Annotated in this window: 11 protein-coding genes; 8 read left to right on the top strand and 3 right to left on the bottom strand. The window is 64.9% G+C overall.

All coding sequences use genetic code 11. From position 1 onward, the window contains the following. Window positions 1-39: 39 nt before the first annotated feature. Window positions 40-2706 carry an ATP-binding cassette domain-containing protein gene (locus DWF74_RS04065; RefSeq protein ID WP_115580407.1) on the top strand — a complete coding sequence of 889 codons (2667 nt, stop codon included), beginning with the start codon at window positions 40-42 and terminating at the stop codon, window positions 2704-2706. A gap of 135 nt (window positions 2707-2841) precedes the next feature. Beyond that, entirely contained in the window at window positions 2842-3075 is a 234-nt protein-coding gene (locus tag DWF74_RS04060; protein ID WP_102864849.1) for a DUF465 domain-containing protein, read from the top strand. A gap of 169 nt (window positions 3076-3244) precedes the next feature. Here the strand turns inward: DWF74_RS04060 and DWF74_RS04055 are convergent, their stop codons facing one another. Beyond that, the gene (locus DWF74_RS04055) at window positions 3245-4348 is read right to left on the bottom strand and encodes an SMP-30/gluconolactonase/LRE family protein (protein ID WP_115580406.1); all 1104 of its coding nucleotides are present in this window, start codon (window positions 4346-4348) and stop codon (window positions 3245-3247) included. Between the two features lie 25 nt (window positions 4349-4373). Beyond that, entirely contained in the window at window positions 4374-5549 is a 1176-nt protein-coding gene (locus DWF74_RS04050) for an SRPBCC family protein (protein ID WP_115580405.1), read from the bottom strand. Window positions 5550-5917: 368 nt separating this feature from the next. Between DWF74_RS04050 and DWF74_RS04045 the strand changes: the two genes are divergently transcribed. The 6 genes from DWF74_RS04045 (at window position 5918) to DWF74_RS04020 (ending at window position 21896) form a co-directional block, all read left to right on the top strand. Continuing rightward, window positions 5918-16984 (top strand): DUF637 domain-containing protein, encoded by an 11067-nt coding sequence (locus tag DWF74_RS04045; RefSeq protein ID WP_240322027.1) that lies wholly within the window; start codon window positions 5918-5920, stop codon window positions 16982-16984. Between the two features lie 14 nt (window positions 16985-16998). Next, window positions 16999-17349 carry a DUF3969 family protein gene (locus DWF74_RS04040; RefSeq protein ID WP_115580404.1) on the top strand — a complete coding sequence of 117 codons (351 nt, stop codon included), beginning with the start codon at window positions 16999-17001 and terminating at the stop codon, window positions 17347-17349. Between the two features lie 87 nt (window positions 17350-17436). After that, on the top strand, window positions 17437-17565 hold the full coding sequence (locus DWF74_RS30760; RefSeq protein ID WP_258009287.1) for a hypothetical protein: 129 nt from the start codon (window positions 17437-17439) through the stop codon (window positions 17563-17565). A 445-nt stretch (window positions 17566-18010) separates the two neighbouring features. Further along, the gene (locus DWF74_RS04030) at window positions 18011-18559 is read left to right on the top strand and encodes a fimbrial protein (protein WP_102864858.1); all 549 of its coding nucleotides are present in this window, start codon (window positions 18011-18013) and stop codon (window positions 18557-18559) included. A 78-nt stretch (window positions 18560-18637) separates the two neighbouring features. Then, window positions 18638-19369, top strand: coding sequence for a fimbrial biogenesis chaperone (locus DWF74_RS04025; RefSeq protein ID WP_060845151.1), 732 nt, complete (start codon window positions 18638-18640; stop codon window positions 19367-19369). Between the two features lie 109 nt (window positions 19370-19478). Continuing rightward, on the top strand, window positions 19479-21896 hold the full coding sequence (locus DWF74_RS04020; protein WP_240322026.1) for a fimbria/pilus outer membrane usher protein: 2418 nt from the start codon (window positions 19479-19481) through the stop codon (window positions 21894-21896). A gap of 87 nt (window positions 21897-21983) precedes the next feature. Here DWF74_RS04020 and DWF74_RS04015 read toward each other — a convergent pair whose 3' ends face one another. After that, window positions 21984-25574: an ATP-binding protein gene (locus tag DWF74_RS04015; RefSeq protein ID WP_115580403.1), complete on the bottom strand. Its 3591-nt coding sequence runs from the start codon at window positions 25572-25574 to the stop codon at window positions 21984-21986. Window position 25575 lies beyond the last annotated feature (1 nt).

The raw sequence follows: 25575 nt of genomic DNA, 5'->3' as shown, positions 1-25575 counted from the left end.
GTTTGCGACACTTCCCGAATTTCGACTCCAGGCAGGTCCATGACTTCTTCGCGCAACGCCCCCCATGATCCCCTGACGAGCACGCTGCCCACCCACAGTTCCGGTTTTGTCCGGGTGCGTGGCGCCCGCGAACACAACCTGAAGAATGTCGACGTGGACATTCCCCGGGATGCCCTGGTGGTGTTCAGTGGGGTGTCCGGCTCGGGCAAGTCGTCCCTGGCCTTCTCGACCCTGTACGCCGAGGCCCAGCGCCGCTATTTCGAATCGGTGGCGCCCTATGCCCGACGGCTGATCGATCAGGTGGGGGTGCCGGATGTGGACCGGATCGACGGCCTGCCGCCGGCGGTGGCCCTGCAACAGCAGCGCGGTACGCCGAGCACGCGTTCTTCGGTGGGCAGCGTGACCACCTTGTCCAGCCTGGTGCGCATGCTCTATTCCCGGGCCGGCAGTTACCCGCCGGGGCAGGCGATGCTGTATGCCGAGGACTTCTCGCCGAACACACCCCAGGGTGCCTGCCCAGAGTGTCACGGCCTGGGCCGGGTGTATGAGGTCAACGAAGCGACCATGGTCCCGGACCCTTCGCTGACCATCCGCCAGCGCGCCGTGGCTTCCTGGCCCCTGGCCTGGCAGGGGCAGAACCTGCGGGACATCCTGGTGACCCTGGGCTACGACGTGGACATTCCCTGGCGCGAACTGCCGAAAAAGCAGCGCGACTGGATTCTCTTCACCGAGGAAACCCCCACGGTGCCGGTGTACGCCGGGCTGACGCCGGAGCAGACCCGTGAAGCCCTCAAGCGTCAACAGGAGCCCAGCTACATGGGCACCTTCAGTGGTGCCCGGCGCTACGTGTTGCACACCTTCACCCACACCATGAGTGCGCTGATGAAAAAGCGCGTGTCGCAATTCATGCGCGGCAGCCCGTGCCCGCTGTGCGCAGGCAAGCGCCTCAAGCGCGAGGCGCTGTCGGTGACCTTTGCCGGGCTGGATATTGGCGAACTGTCGCGCCTGCCGTTGCTGCAACTGGCCGAGGTGCTCAGGCCCGTGGCGGCGGCCGACTACCTGGAGCAGGCGGCGGCCGGTGATGAGGTGCTGAGCCAGGCGCAGACCCGGGCTGCGCGTCAGCAGCGCCATGCCCAGGGTGCCCCGGAGCACCGTGGCGCGCCGGATGTGCGGCATACCCCCAACCTGTCCCTGGAGAAGCGCCTGGCCGCGCAACGCATCGCCCAGGATCTGCTGGAACGGGTCAGCACCCTGACCGACCTGGGGCTGGGTTACCTGGCCCTGGAGCGCAGCACCCCGACCCTGTCGTCCGGCGAGTTGCAGCGCCTGCGCCTGGCCACGCAATTGGGGTCGCAGTTGTTCGGGGTGATCTATGTACTGGATGAGCCTTCGGCGGGCCTGCACCCGGCGGACGCGCAGGCCCTGTTCGAGGCCTTGCAACGACTCAAGGCCGCGGGCAACTCAGTGTTTGTGGTGGAGCACGATGTGCAGACCATGCGCCGCGCCGACTGGCTGGTGGACGTTGGCCCGGCGGCGGGGGAGCGCGGCGGCCAGGTGCTGTATAGCGGGCCGCCAGCGGGGTTGGTCGCCATCGAAGCCTCCCAGACCCGGGCCTATCTGTTTGCCGAACAGGCCCCGACCCGGCGTACTCCGCGCCAGCCCCGGGGCTGGCTGCGCCTGGAGGGCATCACCCGCAATAACCTCAAGGACCTGGACGCGGCGTTTCCCCTGGGCTGTTTCACCGCCGTGACCGGGGTTTCCGGTTCCGGTAAATCCAGCCTGGTGAGTCAGGCCCTGCTGGAACTGGTGGGGGCCCACCTGGGTAAGGTGGCCGGCGGCGAGGAGGCGCCGCAGCTGGACCTGGAAGACGACGAGCCGCAGAGCAGCGGCGGCCGGGTCAGTGCCGGCCTGGAGCAGATCAAGCGCCTGGTGCAGGTGGACCAGAAACCCATCGGCCGTACCCCGCGCTCCAATCTGGCGACCTACACCGGGTTGTTCGATCAGGTGCGCAAGTTGTTTGCCGCCACCCCCGCCGCCCGGGAGCGCGGCTTTGACGCCGGGCAGTTTTCCTTCAACGTGGCCAAGGGCCGTTGCTCGGCCTGCGAGGGCGAAGGCTTTGTCAGCGTCGAGTTGCTGTTCATGCCCAGCGTCTTCGCCCCGTGCCCGACTTGCCAGGGGGCCCGTTACCACCCCGAGACTCTGGCCGTGACCTGGCAGGGCCTGAACATCGCCCAGGTACTGCAACTGAGTGTCGAACAGGCCTTGCCGGTGTTCGCGCAACAGCCCGGCATCCGTCGCGCTTTGCAAGTGCTGCGCGACATCGGCCTGGACTACCTGCGCCTGGGCCAGCCGGCCACCGAGCTCTCCGGCGGCGAGGCCCAGCGCATCAAGCTGGCCACCGAGCTGCAACGCAATGCCCGGGGCGCCACCCTGTACGTGCTGGACGAACCCACCACCGGCCTGCACCCACGGGATGTGGACCGTCTGCTGGAACAGTTGGACAAACTGGTGGAGGCGGGCCACAGCGTGGTGGTGGTCGAGCATGACATGCGCCTGGTGGCCCAGGCCGACTGGGTCATGGACATCGGCCCGGGCGCGGGCGACCAGGGCGGCACTCTGGTGGCCTGCGGCACGCCGGCGCATGTGGCCACGCAGCGCAACAGCCGTACCGCGGCGTTCCTGGCCCAGGCCCTGGCCGGAAATTGATCCAGAACAGGTGCCCGTGACGAACGGTGACCGCTGGTCTGATTGGCGGTCGACAGACCCGGGGCGCCGAGCCCATTCTGATCACTGGCAGGGGCGTAATGAAGCCCTTGTTGCCATCAACCACGGAGGTGTTCCATGCCGGTGATCCACGACCTTTACCAGGACCTGAGCTGCAGCAAAGAGGACATTCAACAGCGTCGGGCCAGTGACCCCCACCTGAATGCGCTGTTCGACAAGTACACCAGCATCGACAACCAGGTGCTCAAGGCCGAAGCAGCCGCCGCCGCGGACGACGAACTGAAGAAACTCAAGGAAAAGCGCCTGCTGATCAAGGACGAAATCTCCGAGAAACTCACCGCCCGTTCCTGACCTCCCAAACTGTTGCGAGGGAGCTTGCTCCCCCAGGGCGGCTTGCCGCCCTAACTTCTGCAGCGCGGCTTATCGCCTAAACTTCTAGCAGACTGGCTTGTCGTCCTGACTTCTCCCAGCGCGGTTCGTCCGCCCTGACCCCCGCAGTGGCTCCCCGCAACTCTAACCCTCAAGGCGCCAGCGCCTCCTTCAATGGCAGCCGCGCCATGTGGCTGGCACTCAAGGAGCCCAGGTACAAGTCATCTCCATACTCGCGCACCGTGGTGATCGGCGAGTAGTTGCCGCTGCTGCCGTCCTGCAGGTTGGCAATCACCCGGCCCTGGGTATCCAGACCCAGGACAAAGCCGCGCTTTTCCACCGGCTTGGGCAGCACGGTCATGGCCCGTACCAGCATCTTGCGCACCAGGGGATAGGCCGCGGTGCCATCGAGCAGGGCATTGCGCGGCGCATACAGGGCCACCCAGAAGCGCTCCCGGCCATTGAAACTGAGGTTGTCCGGCAGCCCCGGCAGGTTGTCGATGAACAGGTCGTGGCTGCCGGCCTTGTCGCCCTTGAGCCAGTAACGACTGATGCGGTAGGCCCCGGTTTCATTGACCAGGACAAACGCCTCGTCCGGTCCCAGGGCAATGCCGTTGGCAAATTCCAGGCCTTCCAGCAGCACCTCGGTGGTGCCGCTCTGGAAGTCGTAGCGCAACAGGCGGCCGTCGCCGCCATGCTCGATCACCGCCTCGCCGTCGTGGCCATAGCCCCAGCGGCTGCTGGCGTCGCTGAAGTAGGCATAGCGCCCGGCGGCGTCCACCGCCACGTCGTCGGTGAAACCGAAGTTCAGGCCATTGGCTTCGGTGCTCAGGGTCTGCAATTGGCCTTGCGGGTCCAGGCTCAGCAGGCCCTTGATGGCATCAGCGATGATCAGGCGTCCATCCGGATGCCGGGCCAGGCCCAGGGGCCGGCCGCCGGTGTTGACCAGCACCTTGAGGGCGCTGCCGTCGAGGCTGGTTTGAATCACCCGACCGTCATGCAGGCCGGTGATCAGTTGGCCCTTCTCCAGAAGCAGGGCCTCGGGCCCGTCGATGTCCCGAGCGCCCACGGGTTGCACCGCCTTGAGCTTGTGGTTCTCGGCATAGGTGCCCTGGCTCAGTGAGGGGGCGGGGGCCGGGATCCAGGCCACCGGCTGGACCCGGGTCGGTGCCAGTAGCAGGAACGCCAGGATCGCGACCACCAGCAGCAGGAGGATGCGGGCGGGGGAGAAGCGTCGGGGGGCAATCTGATTCATGCAAGGACTCCTGTCAGGGTCGGCTTCAGGATGGGCTGCTGGCCGGGGCGGTGGTTGTCAGCGGGATGGCCTGTTGGGCCGTCTCGCACAATGCCAGCAATGACGCGGCGGATTCTCGCTCTATCCGCCGTTTGAATAACAGCTGATTGCCCAGGCGCATCAGCAGGTTGTCGAAGCGGTATTCCAGGGTCCGCACAAAGCGCGTGCGTTCGCCCGTCAGCGCTTGGCACTCATAGGTCACTTGCAGTTCCAGGCCATGATCGCCCCGGGCGGTGGCACGCCAGCGGTGCCCCGGCAGGTACTCCCGGACCTGCCAGTTCAGGTGGCCGCTGCGTCCGCCGGCATGGATGTCTTCCTCGAAAATCTGCCCGGCGAACAGGGGGCCATCGTCACCCAACACGTTGAGAGAGGATGGATGCCATTGTGGCCAGCAGCGTGGGCTGGCGGCGTAGGCCAGGGTGGCGGCGGCGCTGCGCGGGATCTCGATCTGATGCTGCATGCGGGTCATGGGCGTGGACTCGTCAGGAAAGGGAGCGGGGGCCGGCACTTCTTCCGGTTGCCAGTGCAAGGTGCCGAACAGCCAGTCCATCAGCGGCAGGACGATATTGAAATTGCGCGTCTGCATCAGCTCGCGGCGGTGATGCAGCTCATGCAGACGGCGCATTTGCCGCACCCAGGGCAGGCGCGCCAGGGGATGACTGGCGGGCAAGTGCTCACAGGCATGGAAAACTTCATAGGCCAGGTAGCCGACCAAGGTGCAACTGGCGAACAGCGCCGCGATGTTGCCGTTCCACAGGCGCAGCAGCGCCCACAGCGGCAGGGCGAACAGCAGGCTGTGGACCACGATCAGCCAGGCCGGAAACAGGATCACCCGCCAGTCTTTGCGCTCTTCATAGGTCATCAGTCCCGGGGTGAAGAAACTGTGGTGGTCGCCGGTATGCCGGGCATAGAACAGCCGGGCGAAAGGCTGCTTGTGATGCCCCAGCCAGCGATGCACCACGTAGATGCACAGGTTGAAGAACAGCAGCGACACCGGCACCGCCAGCCATTCCGTGGGCTGCACCCGCTCCAGGGTGCTGCACAGCACCGCAATGCACAGCGCGCCGTAGGCAAGCACGAAGCCGCCATGCAGCCAGGGGTTGTAGCGCGGACTGACCGCGGCTCGATACTGCTCGCGAAAGTGTTGGGTGGTGGTTCGCACAGCGCTGTTTCCCGTTGTTGTTCTTGTGGGCAGCAGCGTAGCCGTCGCCCCTTTATCCGGCCAATGGACAGTGGGATTGAGCGGTATTCATCAAGCTGAACCGGCGGTGAAAAGCGGTCCGGGAAAGGGGGGCGAGGCGGTAGCGGGGTGAATGAAAGATTGACGCCAGAATAGTGGCTATTTAGTATTTTGCCATCAAATTGATATCACTTTTGCTGATGTTCTGTTTCTTTTGACCCGCTTTTCTCTGCTGCGGATCGATGGACTACCAGTTCGATCTTGCCTCGCGAAATCAATTATCGCTCGCCGTGGGCCTTCGGGATGAAGGCCTTTGGGGTTTTTTGCTCCTGCATTGTTGAGAGACTGACATGGACGTTCGCCAACTCGCCTTTATGGCCCGCCAGCCTTCGGCTGCCCTGCAATCGCGTGACTCTTTCTGCGGCTTTTCCAAGCGCAGCCTGGCGTTCATTCTCGCCAACATGATGTTCTGGCAGCCGCTGGTGGTGATGGCCGACGGCATCGTGGTCAACGGTAGCGGCACCACACTGGGTCAGGCCGGCAATGGCGTGCCCATCGTCAACATTGCCGCCCCCAATGGCAGCGGTCTGTCCCATAACCAGTTCAGCGATTACAACGTCGGCCAGCAGGGGGTGATCCTCAACAACGCCACCAACCGCACCCAGTCCACCCAATTGGGGGGGATCATCCTCGGCAACCCCAACCTGGGTGGCCGCGCGGCCAATGTGATCCTCAATGAAGTCAACGGCGGCAGCCCCAGCCAGCTCAAGGGCTACACCGAAGTGGCCGGACAATCGGCCCATGTCATCGTTGCCAACCCTTACGGGGTGAGTTGCAACGGCTGCGGCTTCATCAACACCCCGAAAGCCACCCTGACCACCGGCAAACCGGTGATCGAGAACGGCCAGCTCCAGCGTTACCAGGTGGATCAAGGCAGCGTCGCCATTGAAGGCGCGGGGCTCAACGCGAGCAATATCGACCAGTTCGAAATCATCACCCGCAGCGCCAAGATCAACGCCGAGATCCAGGCCAAGCACCTGGCGGTGATCGCCGGGGCCAACGATGTCGACGCCAAGACCTTGAACGCCACGGCCCGCAACGCCAACCCGGCGGGTGCACCGCAACTGGCGATCGACTCATCCGCTCTGGGCGGCATGTACGCCGGGGCCATCAAGCTGGTGGGCACCGAGGCCGGGGTCGGGGTCAAGCTCGACGGCAAGCTGATCGCCAGTGGCGGTGATATCCAACTGGATGCCAACGGTCAGTTGCGCATGGCCGACGCCACCGCCGAAAAGGGCGCGGTGGCGATCAAGGCCGGCAGCCTCGATGCCCAGGGCGCGGTCTACGCCGGCAGCGAGTTCAAGGTGCAGACCCGGGGCGACCTGAGCAGCCAGAAAACCCTCGCCGCCCGGGACCGCATCAGCCTCGACAGCGGTGGCCAGTTGAGCAACCAGGGCATCATCGAGGCTGGGGTCAATGCCGACAACAGCCGCAACCCCGACGCGGACATCACCCTCACCGCCCAGAATCTGGACAACCGCGGCAAGAGCATCGTCGCCAGCCGCGATCTGACGGTCACGACCAGGCAGACCCTGGACAATCGGGGCGGGACCTTGAGCGGGCAACGTCAGGTGACGCTCGGTGCCGGCACCCTGGATAACCAGAATCAAGGCCGGGTGCTCAGTAGCGATGCGTTGGTGCTGCAAGCCGGGCAACTGCTGAATCACAACGCCTTGATCACCAGTGATGGCCAGCTCAAGGCCCATGTCGGCCACCTGGGCAATGACCATGGTGAGCTGAGCAGCCTGACCCAACTCACCCTGCAAGTGACCTCGCTGGACAACGTCGCCGGGCTGGTGATGGCGGGCGACACCCTGGACATCAGCGCCAGCGGGAAGATCAGCAACCAGGGCGGGGCCCTGGGGGCGGAGCAGCTGCTGAAGGTGCGCGCGGGGGACCTGGACAACAGCAAGGCCGGCAATCTGCGCAGCGAGGGGCGCCTCAGTGCCGAGGTCGCCGGGCGTCTCGACAATCAGGACAAGGGACTGATCCAGGCCACCGGAGTCGTTGAGGTACAGGCCGGGCATCTGGATAACCGCAAGGGCAGGATTTCCGCCGGCGACACCTTGCAGGTCAGTGGCGAGACGGCGGACAACCGCGGCGGGGTGATGCGGGCGGACCAGGCCCTGAACCTGCTGAGCCGCGAGCTGGACAACCGGGACAAGGGCCGCCTGGAAAGCCAGGCCGCGGTGAGGGTAGAAGGTCGCCGGCTGGACAACAGCAGCGGCCTGCTCAGCGCCACCTCCGGCCTGGCGCTCAAGACCCGGGAAGTGCTCAACAACGGTGGCCGTATCGCCAGCAAGAGCGACCTGCAGGCCCAGGTCGACAGCCTGCGCCAGCAGGGCGGCGAACTGGTGGCCGAAGGCGACCTGCACCTCACAGGCCAGCACCTGGACAACCGCGACAAAGGCCTGGTGGCGTCCCTCAAGGCCCTGACCCTGGACGTCGCTGAAGTGGACAACCGTGGCGGTGCGCTGTCGGGCCGGGGCGAGCTGCAGATCAACGGCCAGGGGCTGAACAACAGCGACGGCGGCAAGGTCCTGGCCGATGATCGCCTGCTGCTCAAGGTGGCCCGGGTGATCAACCAGAACCAGGGGCTGCTGTTCAGCAAGCAGGGGCTGAATCTCAGCGGCAGTAGCCTGGACAACAGCGGCGGCCAGCTGGTGAGTCAGCAGCCCTTGCTGCTGACCCTGAGCGCAGCCCTGGACAACCAGCGAGGCCTGATCAGCGGCGAAGACCTGCTGACCCTCAAGGTGGGCAGCCTGGACAACCGGGGTGGCCGCCTGACCGGCGCCCAGGCCCTGAGCATCGACAGCCGCGGGGCGCTGCTCAACCAGGCTGGCGCCATCGTCGCCGAGCAAGGCCTGGCCCTGGACAGCGCCAGCCTGAACAACAGCGGCAAGGGCGTGATCAGCGCCAAGGCCGACGCGCGCCTGAGCACCGGGGACTTCGACAACAGCCAGGGCGGCAGCTTCACCAGTGCCGGGCAGTTGCGCCTGACCACCGCACAACTGACGAACCACCAGGGTCGGATCGGCAGCGATCAGGCACTGAGCGCCAGTGTCAGCGGTCTGGATCAGCAGGGCGGCGAGCTGTTCAGCAACGCTGACCTGACCCTGGACCTCAATCACGGACAGTTGAACAACCAGGGCGGCAACCTGCACACCCCCGGGCAACTGCTGTTGCGCAACCTCGATCAGGTGGACAACCGCGGTGGCGAGATCTCCGGGGCCAAGGCCTTCAGCCTGAACGCGCGGCAACTGGACAACAGTGGCGGCAAGGTCCTGAGCAACCAGGCGCTGACCCTGCGCATCGAACAGGCCCTGGTCAACGTCAAGGGCCTGATGGCGGCAGCGGCGCTGGACAGTCGCAGCACTCGACTGGACAACCGCGAGGGCGAGCTGCACAGCCGTGGCGACCTGCAGTTGCAGGTCACCGAGGCGGCCGACAACCAGGGCGGAGTGATCCTGGCCGACGCCCAACTGACTCTCAAGGCAGGCACCCTGGATAACCGCCAGGACGGCCTGCTGGGGGCGACCCGGCAGCTTGACCTGAACATCGGGCAACTGGACAACCGTGGCGGTGAGCTGTCCAGCCAGCAGATCGGCCTGGTCGGCGAGCGCCTGGACAACAGTGCTGCCGGGCGGGTACTGGCCAGCGGCGACCTGACGCTGACCGTGGCCCAGGTCATCAACCAGAGCCTGGGGCTGATTAGCGCGGACCAGGGCCTGAGCCTCAACGGCACGAGCCTGCACAACCAGGGCGGGGATCTGGTGGGGCGGCAGCGCCTGGACCTGGCGCTTGCCGGCGACCTCGACAACCATCAAGGTCGCATCAGCAGCGAAGGCGGCCTGGACATTCAGGTGCGCAACCTCGGCAATCGCCAGGGCAGTCTGTCCAGCGCGGGCGCCCTGCAGATCAGCGCCCGGGAGACCCTGGACAACCGCGGCGGCAAGCTGCTGAGCGACGCTGCGCTGACCCTGTCCAGCGCGCGCCTGGACAACCAGCAACAGGGCGTTATCAGCAGCAAGGCCAAGCTGGCACTGGACACTGGCGAACTGGACAACAGCCAGGGCGGCAACCTCAACAGCGGTGATGCACTGAACCTGACCGCGACCCAGGTCAACAACGACCAGGGCAGCATCGGCAGCGCCAAGGCCTTGCAGGCCTCGGTCAGTGGCCTGCAGCAGCAAGGCGGCAAGCTGTTCAGCAAGACTGCCCTGAGCCTGGACCTCAATCACGGCACGCTGAACAACCAGGGCGGCTTCATCAACGCCCCCGGTCCACTGGTGCTGAGCAACCTGGGCACGGTGAACAACCGCCAGGGTGAAATCTCCAGCGAGCAGGCCTTCGAGCTGGCGGCGCACAGCCTGGACAACAGCGCCGGGCAACTGCTCAGCCATCAGGCGCTGACCCTGCGTATCGACGGCGCGCTGACCGCGCTCAAGGGCAAGATTGCCGCTGCCGCCCTGCAGATCGATGCCGGCAGCCTGGACAACAGCGGCTCGCTACTCAGCGACCACGACCTGGGCCTGAGGGTCGCCGGTGCGCTGCACAACCAAGGGCTGATCCAGTCCGCCGGGCACTTGCAACTCAGCGCCAAGGGCCTGGGCAATCAGGGCGGCAAGCTATTGGGTGGCACGGGATTGAGCATCGACCTGGGACCGCAGACCTCGGACCTGGACAACCGCCAGGGCCTGATCAACACCCAGGGCGTGCTGAGCATCGCCCACCTGCGGGACCTGCAGAACCGCGAAGGTGAAATCTCCAGCGCCCAGGGCTTCAACCTGGCCGGGCGCAACCTGGACAACAGCGCCGGCACGCTGATCAGCAACCAGCAGCTAGGGGTCGAGGCTGCGCAGCTGACCAACCAGCAGGGGCTGGTCTCCGGCTGGCAGGGGCTCAACCTCAGCGGTGGCAGCCTGGACAACCGCCAGCAGGGCACCCTGTCGAGCCTGCTGGGGGAGCTGGATATCGACCTCAGCGGTGCTTTGCTCAACAGTGCGCAAGGCGGGCTGGCCAGCCAGGGTCGGCTGACCCTCAAGGCCGCCAGCCTGGACAACAGCGACAAGGGCATCGTCACCAGCAAGGGCGAGCAGCAACTGACCCTCGGCAGTGGCGGTTTGAACAACGCCCGGGGCGGGCTGATTGAAAGCAGCGCCAGCCTCGACATCGGCGCCGGCGACCTGGACAACCAGGGCGGCCGTCTCAGCGCCGCGGGTGTCCTGAGCTTCACCGGCAACAGCCTGAACAACCAGGGTGGCAGCCTGCGCAGCGAAGGCGCGGTGACCCTCGACCTGCTGGGCGCCCTGGTCAATGCCCAGGGCCAGCTGGCCGCCAGTGGTCCGCTGCTGCTCAAGCGTTCGAGCCGGATCGACAACCAGGGCGGGCAACTGATCAGCCAGAACCTGATGACCCTGTTCAGCGCCAGCCTGGACAACAGCAACCGCGGCACCCTGGCCGCCAACGGTGCGCTGCAAGTCACCACCACTGGCCAATTGAGCAACCAGGGTGATGGCCTGATCTATAGCCGCGATGCCGGTTTGAGTCTCAATGCCGGCAGCCTGAACAATGCCCAGGGAGCGATCCAGAGCGCCAAGGCCCAGACCCTGGCCATGACCGGGGCCATCGACAACCAGGGCGGCAAGCTGATCGCCGAAGACGGCGACCTGCGTATCCAGGGTGCCAACCTGGACAGCCGCGGCGGGGTGCTGTCGAGCCTCAAGGGGCTGTTTGAGGCACGTGTCTTGGGGCAACTGAACAACCATGGCGGCCAGGTCGAGGCCCGGAGCCTGGACCTGCAGGCCCTGGCCGGGATCGATAACGGTGGCGGGCGCATGGCGGCCAAGGGCGGCGATCTGCTGCTCAACAGCGGTGGCGCGGGGGTGGATAACAGCAACGGCGGGCTGTACGCCAGCGGGCGGGTCAAGGCCAGTGGCCACTCGCTGAACAACAGTGTGGGGCAGATCAACGGCCAGCACATCGACCTGGACTTCAAGGGGCCAGTGAACAACCGTGGCGGCCTGATTGAAAGCCGCGAGAGCCTGGCCCTGCGAGGCGCCAGCCTCGACAACCAGGGCGGCAAGCTGCGGGCCCTGGCGACCGGGGGCAAGACCGAACTGCAGATCGGTGGCCAGTTCGACAACCGCAACGGCCTGCTGGAAACCGCCAACACCGACCTGACCCTGGCGGCGTCGGACTTCCTCAATCAGGGCGGCAGCCTGCTGCACCTGGGAGAAGGCAACTTCGATATCGCCACCGGTAATGTGATCAATGCTGGCGGCAGCCTGATCACCCGTGGCGGCCTGACCCTCACTGCCGACAGCTGGACCAACAGCAGCGTGATCCAGGCCGGACGCTTGAACCTCAACGTCAACCAATTCGCCCAGACCGCCAGCGGCCAGCTGCTGGCCAGCCAGCACTTGCAGGCCCGGGGCGACAACTGGAGCAACGACGGGTTGCTGGCCAGCGATGGCAGCCTGGACCTGCAGATCGGCGGCACCTATTCCGGCAGTGGCCGGGTGTCCAGCCTGGGTGACATGACCTTCGCTGCTGCCCAGGTGAACCTGGGCAGTGCCGGCAGCATCGCCGGCGGCGCTGATACCCGGGTCAACATCGGCGGGCAACTGAACAACGCCGGGCGCCTGACTTCCAACGCCACACTCACGGTGAATGCCGGCGGTGTGCTCAACACCGGCACCCTGGGCGGCGCCCAGGACCTGAGCCTGACGACCCCAACCCTGGTCAACGACCATGGATTTGTCTTCAGCGGCCAGAACGCCAGCCTCAACGTCAACACCCTGACCAACAGCTATGGCGAGTTCTACAGCCTGGGCGGCCTGACCGTGGCCGGCATGGCGGCCGGCACCTCGGCCCAAAGCCTGAAGAACATCTCCGGCAACATCCAGAGCGGTGGCGATATCAATATTGCTGCCCTGGATCTGGTCAACGATCGTGAAAAATACGAGGCCAGCCAGCAGATTACCGATGGCCGCATGACCATCCGCTGCGCCCAGCACTGTGGCGGCGGCGCCAGTTGGGTCCGGGGGCCGGTGTTTATCTACCGGACAGTGGAAGGGGTGGTGAGCAGCGACTCGCCGCAGTCGACCCTGAATGCGGGAGGCAACCTGACGGTCAACAGCAGCAGTTTCCTCAACCGCTACAGCACCGTGTCGGCAGGCAATGACCTGACCATCACCAGCGGCACCATCACCAACCAGGCCTCCTTGGTGGCGTCCGGTTCTTCCGGCTATGAAGTGGGGGCCGGGGTCAAGATCAAGCGTGGGCTGTTCTTCCAGCTGGCCCGTGACGTGCAAGCCTATGATCGGGCGCACCCCCAGGGCAGTGCCTTCAACCAGCAGGATTTCGCGGCCCTGGTGGCCAAGTTCAACCCGGGGATCTTCTATGGCATCGACCGGCCGGTAGAGACCTCGACCCTGAGTTCTTCCTCCGCGCCGGCCATCATTCAGGCCGGTGGTAAGGCCCGGCTCACGGCGGCCAACGACATCAGCAGCATCAGCGTGATCAAGAGCGCCATTGCCGTGGGCGACCGCGCCCGGGACACCGGCGTGGGGGCGGCGAGCAAGCCGCTGATGGTGGTGCTCAACTCCCAGCTGCCGCCGGACCTGGCGCAGCAGCAGGTCAATCCCCTGAGCCTGCCGAACTTCAGCCTGCCTTCGGGGCAGAACGGGCTGTTTCGCTTGAGTGGCCAGGGGGGCACCGCGCAGCCTGCGGGCCCGGCGCACAGCTGGAACATGGGGGGCGCCAGCCTGGAACTGACCTCGCGTCAGGCCGGGCCGGAGCCGATCCGCCCTCGGGACCTGAGCAGTCAACCGCTGCCGCAGGTGGCCCTGGGCGCCCGTGAGCTGAATCTGCAGGATCACCAGGCCACCGGCGTCGATGGCCGCACCGCAGCGGTCCAGGTCAGCGCGACGGCGGCGGACTCGCCGCTGGGCGTGCTGCCCGTGGGCGGCACCGGCAACCAGAGCGTCAGCCGGGTCCAGGGCCTGCCGGACAGCAGCGTGCGCAGCAATCCCCACAAATACCTGATCGAAACCAACCCGCTGCTCACCGACCTCAAGCAGTTCATGAGCTCCGATTATCTGCTGTCGAACCTCGGGTATGACCCGGACCAGAGTGCCAAGCGCCTGGGTGACGGCTTCTATGAGCAGCGGCTGATCCAGCAGGCGGTGACGGCGCGTACCGGCCAGCGGTTCCTCGATGGCCAGAACAGTGACGAGGGCATGTTCAAGTACCTGATGAACAACGCCATCGCCAGCAAGGATTCGCTCAACCTCGCGGTGGGCGTGACCCTGACCTCCCAGCAAGTGGCGGCCCTGACCCACGACATCGTCTGGCTCGAAGAGCAGGAGGTGAACGGCGAGAAGGTGCTGGTGCCGGTGCTGTACCTGGCCAACGCCAACAACCGCCTGGCGGCCAACGGCGCCCTGGTCCAGGGCCGGGACGTGACCCTGATTGCCGGTAAGGACCTGGTCAACTCCGGGACCTTGCGTGCCAGTGAGAACCTGAGTGCGACCACCGGCAACAACCTGGTCAATGGTGGCCTGATCGAGGCCGGCGAGCGCCTCAACCTGCTGGCCGGGGACAATCTGGTCAACCGCGCGGGCGGCATCATTGCCGGGCGCGATGTGACGGTCCGCGCCCTGGGCGGGGACGTGATCAACGAGCGCAGCATCAGCACGTTCCAGAGCAACCCTGGGAGCACCACCCAGCGCCTGGACTACGCCAACAACGCGGCGCGGATCGAGGCCGGCAATAACCTGAGTGTGCAGGCGGGCCGCGATATCAATAACGTCGGCGGGGTGCTCAGCAGTGGTGCCGACATCGCCTTGGTGGCGGGGCGCGACGTCAACCTGACGTCGGCCCGGGAGCACGACAAAATCACCCGCGATCGTTACTTGAACGAAAGCGTCACTCAGCATGGTTCCAGCGTCAGTGCCGGGCGTGACATCGCAGTCAGCGCCGGACGCGACCTGACGGCAGTCGCCAGCCAGATCGAGGCCAAGCGGACCATCGCCATGGATGCCGTTGGGGACATGACCCTGGCCTCGGCCGCGGATGAGCAGCACAGCTACTCCAAGACCAAGAAGGTCACCCGCCAGGAAGATCATGAGCGTCAGGTCGGCACTTCTCTCACTGCCGGGGCCGATGTGGTCCTCAGTGCGGGCAAGGACCTGAGCCTGATCTCCAGTCGCATCAGCGCCGGCAACGAAGCCTACCTGGTGGCCGGTGACGACCTGGAACTGCTGGCCGCCCAGGACAGCGACTACTCGCTGTACGACATGAAGAAGAAGGGCAGTTGGGGGCGCAAGAAAGCGCGCCACGACGAGGTGACCCAGGTCACCCACGTTGGCAGCCAGATCAGCACTGGTGGCGACCTGACCCTCAAGAGCGGCGGCGACCAGAAGTACCAGGTGGCCAAGCTGGAAAGCGCCAAGGACCTGACCCTGGACAGTGGCGGCGCGATCACCTTCGAGGGGGGCAAGGACCTGCATGACGAGACCCATACCAAGAGCAAGAGCGATCTCTCCTGGTACTCGATGAAGGGCAAGGGCCGCACCGATGAAACCCTGCGCCAGAGCACCCTGGTGGCCCAGGGCAATCTGCTGATCAAGGCGGCCGATGGCATGCGCATCGATATCCGCCAGGTCGACCAGCAGACGGTCAGCCAGACCATCGATGCCATGGTTCAGGCCGATCCGGGCCTGGCGTGGATGAAGGACGCCCAGGCGCGAGGGGATATCGACTGGCGCCAGGTCAAGGAAATCCACGAAAGCTTCAAATACGACTCCTCGGGTCTCGGCGCGGGGGCCAAGCTGGTAGTCGCGATTCTGATGTCCCTGGCCATGGGCCCGGCGGGCCTTGGCCTGGCAGCGCCCCAGGCGGCGGTGGCCGGCAGCCTGGCCACCACCGGGGTCAGCAGCACCATCAGCAACAAGGGCAACCTGGGCTTGGCACTCAAGGAAACCTTCAGCGCCGACAGCCTGAAAAACGCCGCCATTGCCGGGTTCACCGCCGGTGCCTTCGAGTACGCCGATGCCAACTGGTTCGGCGGTGCGGACAGCGCCGGAGCGGGTACTGCAGTCCCGGGCACCGAGGGCAGCACGGCCTCGACCTTGCAGAATGCCAACCCGTCCAAGGACATCTTCCGCTGGAGCACGGCGGCCGACACCGTGACCCGCACCACGGGCCGGGCGCTGATCTCCAGCGGCATCTCCACGGCGATCGGGGGCGGCAGCTTTGGCGACAACTTTGGTGCGGCCTTGCTCGGCGAGGCGGGCAACGTGGCCATGGCGACGGGGTTCAACTGGGTCGGCGACAACGTCCGCTTCCCCAATGGCGGTCTCGAGAAGATCGTCGCCCACGCCCTGATGGGCGGTCTGCTGGCGGAAGCCACGGGCGGCGATTTCAAGACCGGCGCCGCGGCAGCCGGTTTGAACGAGGCCCTGATCAACCAACTGGCGAGCGTGGCCGACGGCAACAAGGACCTGCAGTTGGCGCTGTCACAATTGACCGGCCTGGTGGCAGCTGCGGCAGTGGGCAAGGACCTGGACAAAGGGGCGCAGATTGCCCAGATGGCCACGGCCTACAACTATCTGTTCCACGAGGAAATACTCGAGAAAGACCGCAAGCTGAGTGCCTGTACGACGAAAACCGAATGCGACGGCATTCGCGACTACTACCGCAATCTGGATGAGACCCGGAACAAGGAGTTTCCGCAGCTTTGCCAGCAGAACCCGACACTGTGCCAGGCGGTATTCGAGCGCCTCAGGTCCGAGGAAGGGACCAATCAGCAATGGATGAGCGACCTGCGCAAATCGGACCGGCCCGACCTGTTTGCTCAGTTGACCGATCTGTATCTTGTCATGGGCAACAATCAGGTCGCGCTCAATCGCTACATTGCCAACGCTCAGCGGGACAAGTATGGAACCCTGGGGGTGGTGGCTGCCGACTACATCCTCGAGGCCGCGGACCCCAGGTCAAAACTCTTCACCCCGGGCGGTGGCGCCAAGGGGCTGGCGGATGGGATCAAGCGCGGTATCGTTGGCGGCGGGGCCGGCCAGAACGGCGGCATCAAGCATGTCTATGATTCGCTGCGCAAAGCGCCGGAGTACCCCGTGGGCTTCAAGGAGCGCGCCGGAGGAACCACCCGCAATGCGGTCAAGAACGTGGAGGCGCTGGCTGACTTGCGCAAGGTGGAGGCCGGCAAGTGGAGCAAGGTGTACAAGGATGGTTTCGATAACGCGGGTGCACGGGTCTCGGTGCACTATTTCCAGAGTGAAAGTGGCAAGGTCTTCAACGTGAAGACCAAGAACGGTTGGAGTAATACCCGGTGAAGGAAATATCGTTGATGGTTGAAGCTCTGGGCTCTGAACAGGCCACCCGGCTGGTGTGCACGCTGGCGATTGGCTTGTTGACGTCGTTGCGCACCGAGGCCATCTCCCTGGAGGAGGCCGAGTGGATCCTGTTCACGCCGCGTACCGCAAGCATTTTGCAGGACAAGGGGCTATCGCCCGAGCTCTGTAATCTGATCATGGAGGCATGCGAACTGGAGGATGTGCAGAGCCTGAGGCCGGATCGCCTGGAGGCCAATGTGCAACAACTGGCCGAGCGTTTTGCATCGATCCTGCAAAGCGATCCCGGTTATGCCCACAGAGCCAGTGAAAGGATCCGTCGGGAAGACTTGTATGTCATCCGTTAGTCCTCGACCTGCTGAACTTCGTGTTGCTGCTTGCTCATCTGATCAGCAATCCGCGCTTGCTCGGCGAAGTCAGGGGAGGGGTAGCTGTTGCTGATGCCCGTGTTGGCGCCGCTAGTGACGCTGTTGCGGATCTTCCTGGCCGCCGCCATGACCTGCTGGCTGACCGCGCGTTTGTTCCTGCCGCAGCAGGGTCCTGGTCCCGCCGTGGCCAAGTGATTCACGTGCCCCCAGTTGCCGTTACAGGCAGCCGGGGGGGCGCGCCACGAAGTATCCAGCACTCGGATCGCCGCTGGAGATTGTCCTGGGCTCGGCCAAGGTCCAGCGTCTCAACCTGATTTGGCATCGCCAGCAACAGCTGGCGTCGGGGGCAGTGGTTGCACGGAAATATCAGCGCGATTGCCCCTGCGGCGCAGGTATGAAGAGCACAGGCTCGGCCCCGAAAAAAGCCACTGGTGCGGGCTTCTTAGTTGTTGCAGGCCCTTCGGGCCAAGGCTTTCGGGGGGCTCGAGGCCGAACGTCTTGATGGGCCTCCGGTTTGCAATCAAGAATCTTCTCGGTCACGCCCGAGAGCCGTCCTATCTCATTCACAAGTTAACGTTTGTAGGCTTTCCAGGCCTTGAGGAGCAAGGCAAACGTCAAACACGAGATAGGTATAAAACCCATGAAATTCATCAAGTCCGCACTGTCTGTCGCTGTGTGCTGTGTCGCTGCCCAGGCCATGGCGGCCGACGGCGAAATCAACTTCACCGGCTCGATTACTGCCAATACCTGTTCGGTGAGTGTCGGCGACCTCAACGGCGGTGCCGGCGTTAATGTTTCCCTGGGCAACGCGCCCGCCCTGTCACTGAAAAAGGCCGGCGATACCGCTGGCGCCGGTTCCTTTGCCCTGAGCATGACGGCGCCGAAGGACGACAAGGATTGTGTGCTGACCGGCAAGACCGCCACCGTGCGCTTTCTCAGCATGAACGGTGCCGCCGGCCCCAACGGTGAGTGGTTGGCCCTGGAGGGCGCAGGCGGCGCCGGGGTGGCCAAGAACGTCGCGGTGCAGATTCGCGACGCCAAGGGCGTGGACGTGCAACTGGGCCGGGCCTCCAGCGAGTACGCGGACCTGACTCAACCGATGCGTTTCACCGCCAACTACATCGCCACCGGTGAAGCCACGCCGGGCACCGCCAACGCCAAGGCGTCCTTCAGCGTCGACTACAAGTAAGCGCGTTCCGGCCGGGGCTCCTGCCTGTGACTTGGGGGCCTCGGCATGCCCTGTTCCCTGCCTCAGGTTCTGATCGATATGACTACTTTCCCTCGCTTTCGCGGCGCGCTGCTGTGTGCGTCCCTGGCGCTGCTCTGGCCCGTCTCCCAGGCCAGCGCCGGCATCATGCTCAATGGCACGCGGATCATCCTCAACGCCGATGAACGCAGTGCCTCGACCATCGTCTCCAACCTCACCAGCAGCGATTACGCGGTGCAGACCTGGGTCAATGACGCCGCGGACAGCAAGGGCTCGCTCAGCCCGTTCATCGCCATGCCGGCGCTGTTCAAGGTGCGCGCGGGCGAGGAGCAGGTGGTACGGATCATCAAGACGCCCGGGCAACTGCCGGAGGATCGGGAGTCGGTGTTCTATTTCAATGCCCAGGAAATTCCGCTGCTGGAGCAAAAGCAGGAGAACACCCTGAAAGTGGCGGTGCGCACCCGGGTCAAGCTGTTCTATCGGCCCGGCCACTTGCCGGGCAGCGCTCAGGACGCGCCCGGCCAGTTGACCTGGAAACTCCTGGCGCAACCGTCGGGAACGGTGTTGCAGGTGACCAACCCGAGTGCCTATCACATCACTTTCATCGCTATCCGGGTGATGGATGGCGACACCCCGATCGAGCTGCAGGACGTCGACATGGTGGCCCCCAAGTCCACCCAGGACTTCCCTCTCAAACGCCGGCTCAAGTCCGGCAGCGCCACTGTGGAATTCTCGATCATCAATGACTACGGGGGTTACAGCGATCCGTTGAAGTCCAGTGCGACGTTCTGAGCCGATGACGTGCCTACGGAATGAAACCAGCGCAGTCATGCAGAGGGTCAAGTTCGGGATGTGTGTGTGTTTGAAAAACTGGGTCGGTTGTTTGGCCGGATCGCTATTGTTGGCCGCCCTCAAGAACAGCGCAGGTGTCGCCGCAGAGTTCGATAGCGGATTCGTGGCGGATTTTGGTGGCAGCGGTGCGCTGAAAAGCGATCTCGAAGCCATGCTCCATGAGCAGGACGTGGGTCCGGGCCGCTACCTGGTGGAGATCAGTCTCAACCGTGATTATTTTGCCCAGCGCGACCTCAGCTTTGTCCCCGGCGACAAGGGCCTCAAGGCCTGCCTGCCGCAGGCACTACTGACGGAAATGGGAGTCAAGCTGCCTCCCTTGCAGGCCCCCGGCATCGATGAGCAATGCCTGGACTTGCCCGGGCTGGTGCAAGGCGCGAGCGTGAATTTCGACAGCCGCCAGCTCCGGCTGGACATCAGCGTGCCGCAGATAGCCATGAACCGCGATGCTCGGGGCTATGTGGCGTCCGAAGAGTGGGACAGCGGGGTCAATGCCGGCTTTCTCAACTATCAGTTCTCCGGATCCCAGAGCAGGAACCCGCAGCGCAACGCGGCCAACTATTACCTCTACCTCAATGGCGGTCTCAACCTCGGCGACTGGCGCCTGCGCTCCAGTTCGTCCTATCGCAAGGATGGCACCTGGGAGCGCGCCGCCAGCTATGTGCAACGCGACCTGCCGGGGACCCTGGGCAGCCTGACCCTGGGTGAAAGCGTGACCCCGGGGGACACCTTCCAGAGTGTGCCGTTTCGTGGCGTGCAACTGGCCAGCGACACGCAGATGCTGCCCGACTCGCTGCAGGGCTATGCGCCGGTGATCCATGGCGTGGCCCAGAGCCAGGCCCGGGTCGAGGTGCGTCAGCACGGCTATTCGCTGTACAGCACCTTCGTCTCCCCGGGGCCTTTCGAGATCCGCGACCTCAACGCCGCGTCCGGCAGTGGTGACCTGGAGGTGATCATCACCGAGGCCGATGGCAGCGAGCGGCGTTTCATCCAGCCTTACGCGACCTTGGGCAACCTGCTGCGCGACGGCACCTGGCGCTACAGCCTCAGCGCCGGCCAGTACCATGAGCCGAGCTCGCAGGTAGAGCAACCGACCTTCACCCAGGCATCCCTGGCCTATGGCATGCCGCGGGACTACACCCTGTCCCTGGGCGGGTTGCTGGGGGAGGGCTATCGCGCCTATCAAGTCGGTGTGGGCAAGGGCCTGGGCACCTTCGGCGCTTTGTCCCTGGACGTGACCCAGGCCATGACCGACACCCCGCTGGGGTCGCTCAGTGGACAGAGTTATGGCCTGCGCTACGGCAAGGCGTTCGCCACCGGCACCAACCTGCGCTTTGCCGGCTATCGCTATTCGACCCCCGGCTACCGGGACTTCAGCGAGGCCGTGAGCCAGAGCACCTGGGACAGCGATCACGATGCGGACGGCCGCTATCGGCGGGTCAGCCGGCGCAGTCGACTGGAGGCCAACCTTTCCCAGGCCTTTGCCGACAGCACGTCGTTGTACCTGAACCTGTCACAGCAGGATTACTGGAACTCGTCCCGGCAGCAACGTCAGGTGCAGTTCGGGGTCAGTGGCCAGGTGCAGCGGGTCAACCTGTCGCTGTACGCCAGCAAGAGTCTGAGCGCCAGCGATAACGAAGGCGTGCAGTTGGGCCTGACCCTGAGCTTCCCGCTGGGTCGGCACAACGCCAGCGTCAGCCTGGAGCGCAATGCCGACGGCAGCCACGATCAGCGCCTGGGCCTGAGCGGCCTGGCGGGGGACTACCACAACCTCAACTACAACCTGGACATGCTGCGCAGCGAGCATTCGGCCAACACCGGCTCGGCCTCCGTTGGCTATCGCGCGCCCTGGGCCAACCTCAATGCCGGCCTGAGCAGCAGCAGCGCCTACAAGACTGCCAACGTCGGCATCTCCGGCTCGGTACTGGCCCACCCCGGTGGTGTGCAACTGGGGCAGAGCCTGGGCGATACCATGGCCCTGGTGGAGGTCAAGGACACCCCCAATGTGGGGGTCAACAATGCGCCGGGCACCTTTACCGATGCCAAGGGCTACAGCCTGGTGCCCTATGTGCAGCCGTACCGGCGCAACCGCATCAGCCTGGACACCAGCAAGCTGGACGCCAACACCGACATCGACAGCGGCGTGAGCACCGTGACCCCGCGGCGCGGTGCGGTGGTGCTGGCGCGCTTCAAGGCCCGGCACACCGAGAAGGTGCTGGCCAGCGTGACCCTGCCCGGGGGCGCGGTGGTGCCGTTCGGCGCGGCGGTGCTGGATGCCGCCGGGCATAAGGTCAATGCCGTGGGCCCGATGGGCCAGGTGTTGCTGGCGGTGGGCGAGAGTCGCGACTTCCGCCTGGTCTGGGGCACCGCCGCCAGTCAGCAATGTGCCGTCACCCTGGACCTGCAACAGACCCGGGAACAGGAAGGCTTCAAGCTGGCGAACCTGCGTTGCGCGCCCTTGGGCCACTAGCGCCCGGTCCCGGCGTCAGACCCGGCCCGCAAGCTTCGGCTTGCGGGCTTTTGTTTGGCTCTGCACCCGGGCTTGGTGCGCCCAGGGTCAATGCGGCTGGGCGGAAGTGGCCAGGGTGCTGTTGAGCTGTTCCATCAGGGTCCTGACCTCCTGGCACAGATGGGCCAGGGTGTCGACGGCGGCGTTGTCCGCCAGGGCTTGCTCCAGGGTCTCACACAAGCGCAGCAGGGCGTCGGACTGCATCATCTGCGCCGAGCTTTTCAGCTTGTGGGCCTGGCTGGCCAGGGTCTTGAAGTCGAGGCGGGCCATGGCCTCCTCCAGGGCGTGAAGGTCCTGCTGATTGCAGACGATCAGGTGGCCCAGCAGGCTGCGGCGCTTGTCCTCCGGCAGGTTGAACAGCAACAGCGCCGAACTGCCGTCTTCCACTTCCTGCGGCGTCCTGCTCTCGCTGAACAGCGGCACGTAGCGGGCCAGCATCGACACGCTCAAGGGCTTGAGCAGGCAGGCATCCATGCCGGCGGCGAGGCCGGCCTGCATGTCCTCGCCCCGGGCGCTGGCGGTGGTGCCGATGATGGTGCAGGGGGGCATGCGCATCTGCTGTTCCAGGCGGCGGATCTCTTCGGTCAGGCCGATGCCGTCCAGCTCCGGCATGTTGCAGTCGGTGATGATCAGGTCGACCTCGTTGTCCTCCCAGATGAACAGCGCCTCAAGCCCGTCGTGGGCCAGGATCGGCAGGTGGCCGAGCAGTTCGATCTGCTCCTTGAGCAGGGTCAGGCTCGGCAGGTGGTCCTCGACGATGAGGATCTTCAGGCGCCGCTGGATGGGCGCCGCCGGTTCGCTCTTGGGCAGCGCCAGTGGGGTGTCGCTGTGGGGGGCTTCTTCGGCGCAGGCGGTCAGGGTCATGGTGGTGCCCTTGCCCGGGCTGCTGTCCACCAGCAGGTCGCCATCGATGATCCGGCTCAGCGACTGGCAGATACACAGGCCGATGCCGGCGCCACTGTTGCGGTTGACGGTGACCCGGGAGAAGGGCGTGAACAGGCTGGCCATGTCGGCCGGATCGATGCCCGGGCCGGTGTCCTGCACGCTGATGGAGAAGGCGAAGCGCTGTTCGCCCAGCGCCACGCCCTGGACCCGCAGGGTGATGTCGCCACTGTCGGTGAACTTGATCGCGTTGCTCATCAGGTTGGAGAGGATCTGCTTGATCTTCAGCCGGTCCAGGCGCAATGGCAGGTCGGCGCAGGCATCGAAGTGGGTGATGATCGACAAGCCCTTGCGGGTCGCCAGGCTGTCGAAGATCCCGCGGATCGAGGTCACTATCTGCCGCAGGGTGCAGGTTTCCAGGTGCAGGCGGGTCTGCCCGGATTCGATGCTGGAGATATCCAGGATGCCCCCCAGCAGCTCCAGCAGGCTGACGGCCGCCTCGTGGGCCAATTGCAGCGATTCGAGGTTCTTGCCCTGGGGCGCCTTGCGGGTCAGTACCAGCTCCAGCATGCCGATGATGGCATTCATCGGGGTCCTGATTTCGTGGCTCATGGTGGCCAGGAAGGTCGACTTGGCGCTGTTGGCCCGGTCGGCGGCCTCCTTGGCCTGGCGCAGTTCTTCGAGGATGCGCAGGCGATCGCCGATATCCAGCCAGCCGCAGACCACGCCGAACACCTGCTGCTGATCGTCGCGCAGCGGCTGGATCCAGTGGTAGATATCCAGGCTCTGGCCGCCCAGGTGCAGGGTCTGGTCTCGGGCAATCGCGCTGCCCGATCGCACCACCTGCTCATAGTCGTGCTGCCATTGATTGACCACGGTGCGGCTGAGCAGCGCGTCGAGGACCTTGCTGTTGGTGCTGGAGGTGGCGCCGGGGACGAAGGTCTGGGCGTAGGGGGTGTTGAACAGCAACAGCTCGCCGTCACGGTCACGCACGTAGATCGGGTGGGGAATGCTGTCGACGATGTTCTGGATCAGGCTCAGGCGCTCCTGCAATTGCTTGCGCACGATGGATTTCTTGAAGATCAGCTTGCGCAGGTAAAGGATCCAGATGCAGGTGGCCAGAAGCAGGACGAAGGAGGCGCTGAGCACCTGATAGACCCGCAGGGTCACCTGTTCCCAGTACTTGTTGTCGGTGGCGGCGTTGGCCCGCCAGCGTCCGGAAATGGCCGCGGTCTCGCTCGGGGAAATGCGCAGCAGGGCCTTTTCGATGATGGAAATCAGCACCTTGTTCTGCGGCTGGCTGGCGAGGCCGATCCGTGCGTTAACGCCCTTGAGCAGGCCCGAGACTTTCAGCGCGTCCTCGTATTTGTAGGACAGGTAGTAGCGGGCCTGGTTGGTGGAGGTCAGGGTGAAGTCGCTGCCGCCGTCGCGTACCCGGTTCAGGGAGTCGGCGACGTTGTCGGTGGTGTGGATCTTCAGGTGCGGGTAGTTCTGGCGGATGTGTTCCAGCAGGGCGTCGGAGGTGGGCAGGGCGATGCTCTGCTCGGGACTGTCCTTGAGGTTGAACTCCTCGGGGCCGTTGTTTCGGGTGATCAGGGTATAGGGCGTGGTGATGACCGGGCGGGTAAACAGGTACTTGCGATCCCGCGAGTCGGTTTCCGACATGATTCCCAGGTCCACTTCGCCCTTGTCGAGCAGTTCCATGGCCTTGTGCACCGAGCGGGTGCGGACGATCTCGAAGCGCAGTCCGGAGTTCAGGCGCACCAGTTCCAGAATGTCGGACATGGTGCCGCCGAACTGGCCGCTGTTGTCGAACAGCGCGTAGGGCGCGAGGTCTTCGCTGACGGCGATCCGGAAGGGCCTCTTGCTCTGCAGCAGCTGCTTTTCCTCGTTGTTGAGCACGCTGACGAATTCGTCATCGCTGCACTTGAGGGTCACCACCCACCAGTTGACCATCCGGATGATCTGGCAGCGGCTGCGCGACTGCAGCTGCTGGTTGAGGATCGAGACCAGGCGCCGGTTTTGCCCGGTGTAGGCAAAGCCGATGTAGGCCTCCAGGCCGTTGACGCTGATGTTGGTCACCAGCTGATTGTTGAAGCTCTGGTTCAGCAGGTAGTTGGTGCTGACGGTGTCGCCCAGGTAGGCCTGGGCTTGCCCCTTGAGCACGGCGGCGATGGCGTCATAGGGCGACTGGTAGTTCTTGATGGTGGCGCTGCGGAAGATCTTGAAGGTGTTCTCGTCGATGAAGCCGTCGGGGGTGGAGGAAATCTGTGCCGCGGGATCGCGCAGGTCCACGTCAAGCAGGCTGCCGGTGGTGGAATACAGGGCGATCTGGGTATAGGCGTAGGGCGAGGAGATTTGTACGCCGTACTTTTCCGCCTCCGGTTGGGTGGCGGCATCCACCAGATCGATTTCTCCCGCTTGCAGTGCCTTGAAGGCGCTCATGCGGTCCGGATAGCTGCTGATCTCGAAGCGGATGTTGAGGACTTTCTGCAGCGCCAGCAGGTTTTCCGCAAGGATGCCCTCCAGCTGTTTTTTCTCGGTGAAGATGGTCAGCGGCGGGTAGTCGGGGTAGGTCACGCCGATTCTGACCGGCTTGCGCTGGCTGAGCCAGGCCCGGTCTTGCTCGGTGACCTGGGCGGAGAACTGCAGGGCTTGTCCCCGTGACGATAACTGGAAGGGGTCGGCACCCTGGACAACGGCGGGCAGCAGGGCCGTGAACAGAGTCAGGAGTAGCGTCAGGTAGATGGGGTTCATA

This window comes from Pseudomonas protegens (assembly GCF_003363755.1).
In the GTDB taxonomy this organism is placed as follows: Bacteria; Pseudomonadota; Gammaproteobacteria; order Pseudomonadales; family Pseudomonadaceae; genus Aquipseudomonas; species Aquipseudomonas danubii.
The sequence above is the reverse complement of the archived record's forward strand: the minus strand, read 5'-3'. Positions and strand labels throughout refer to the sequence as shown.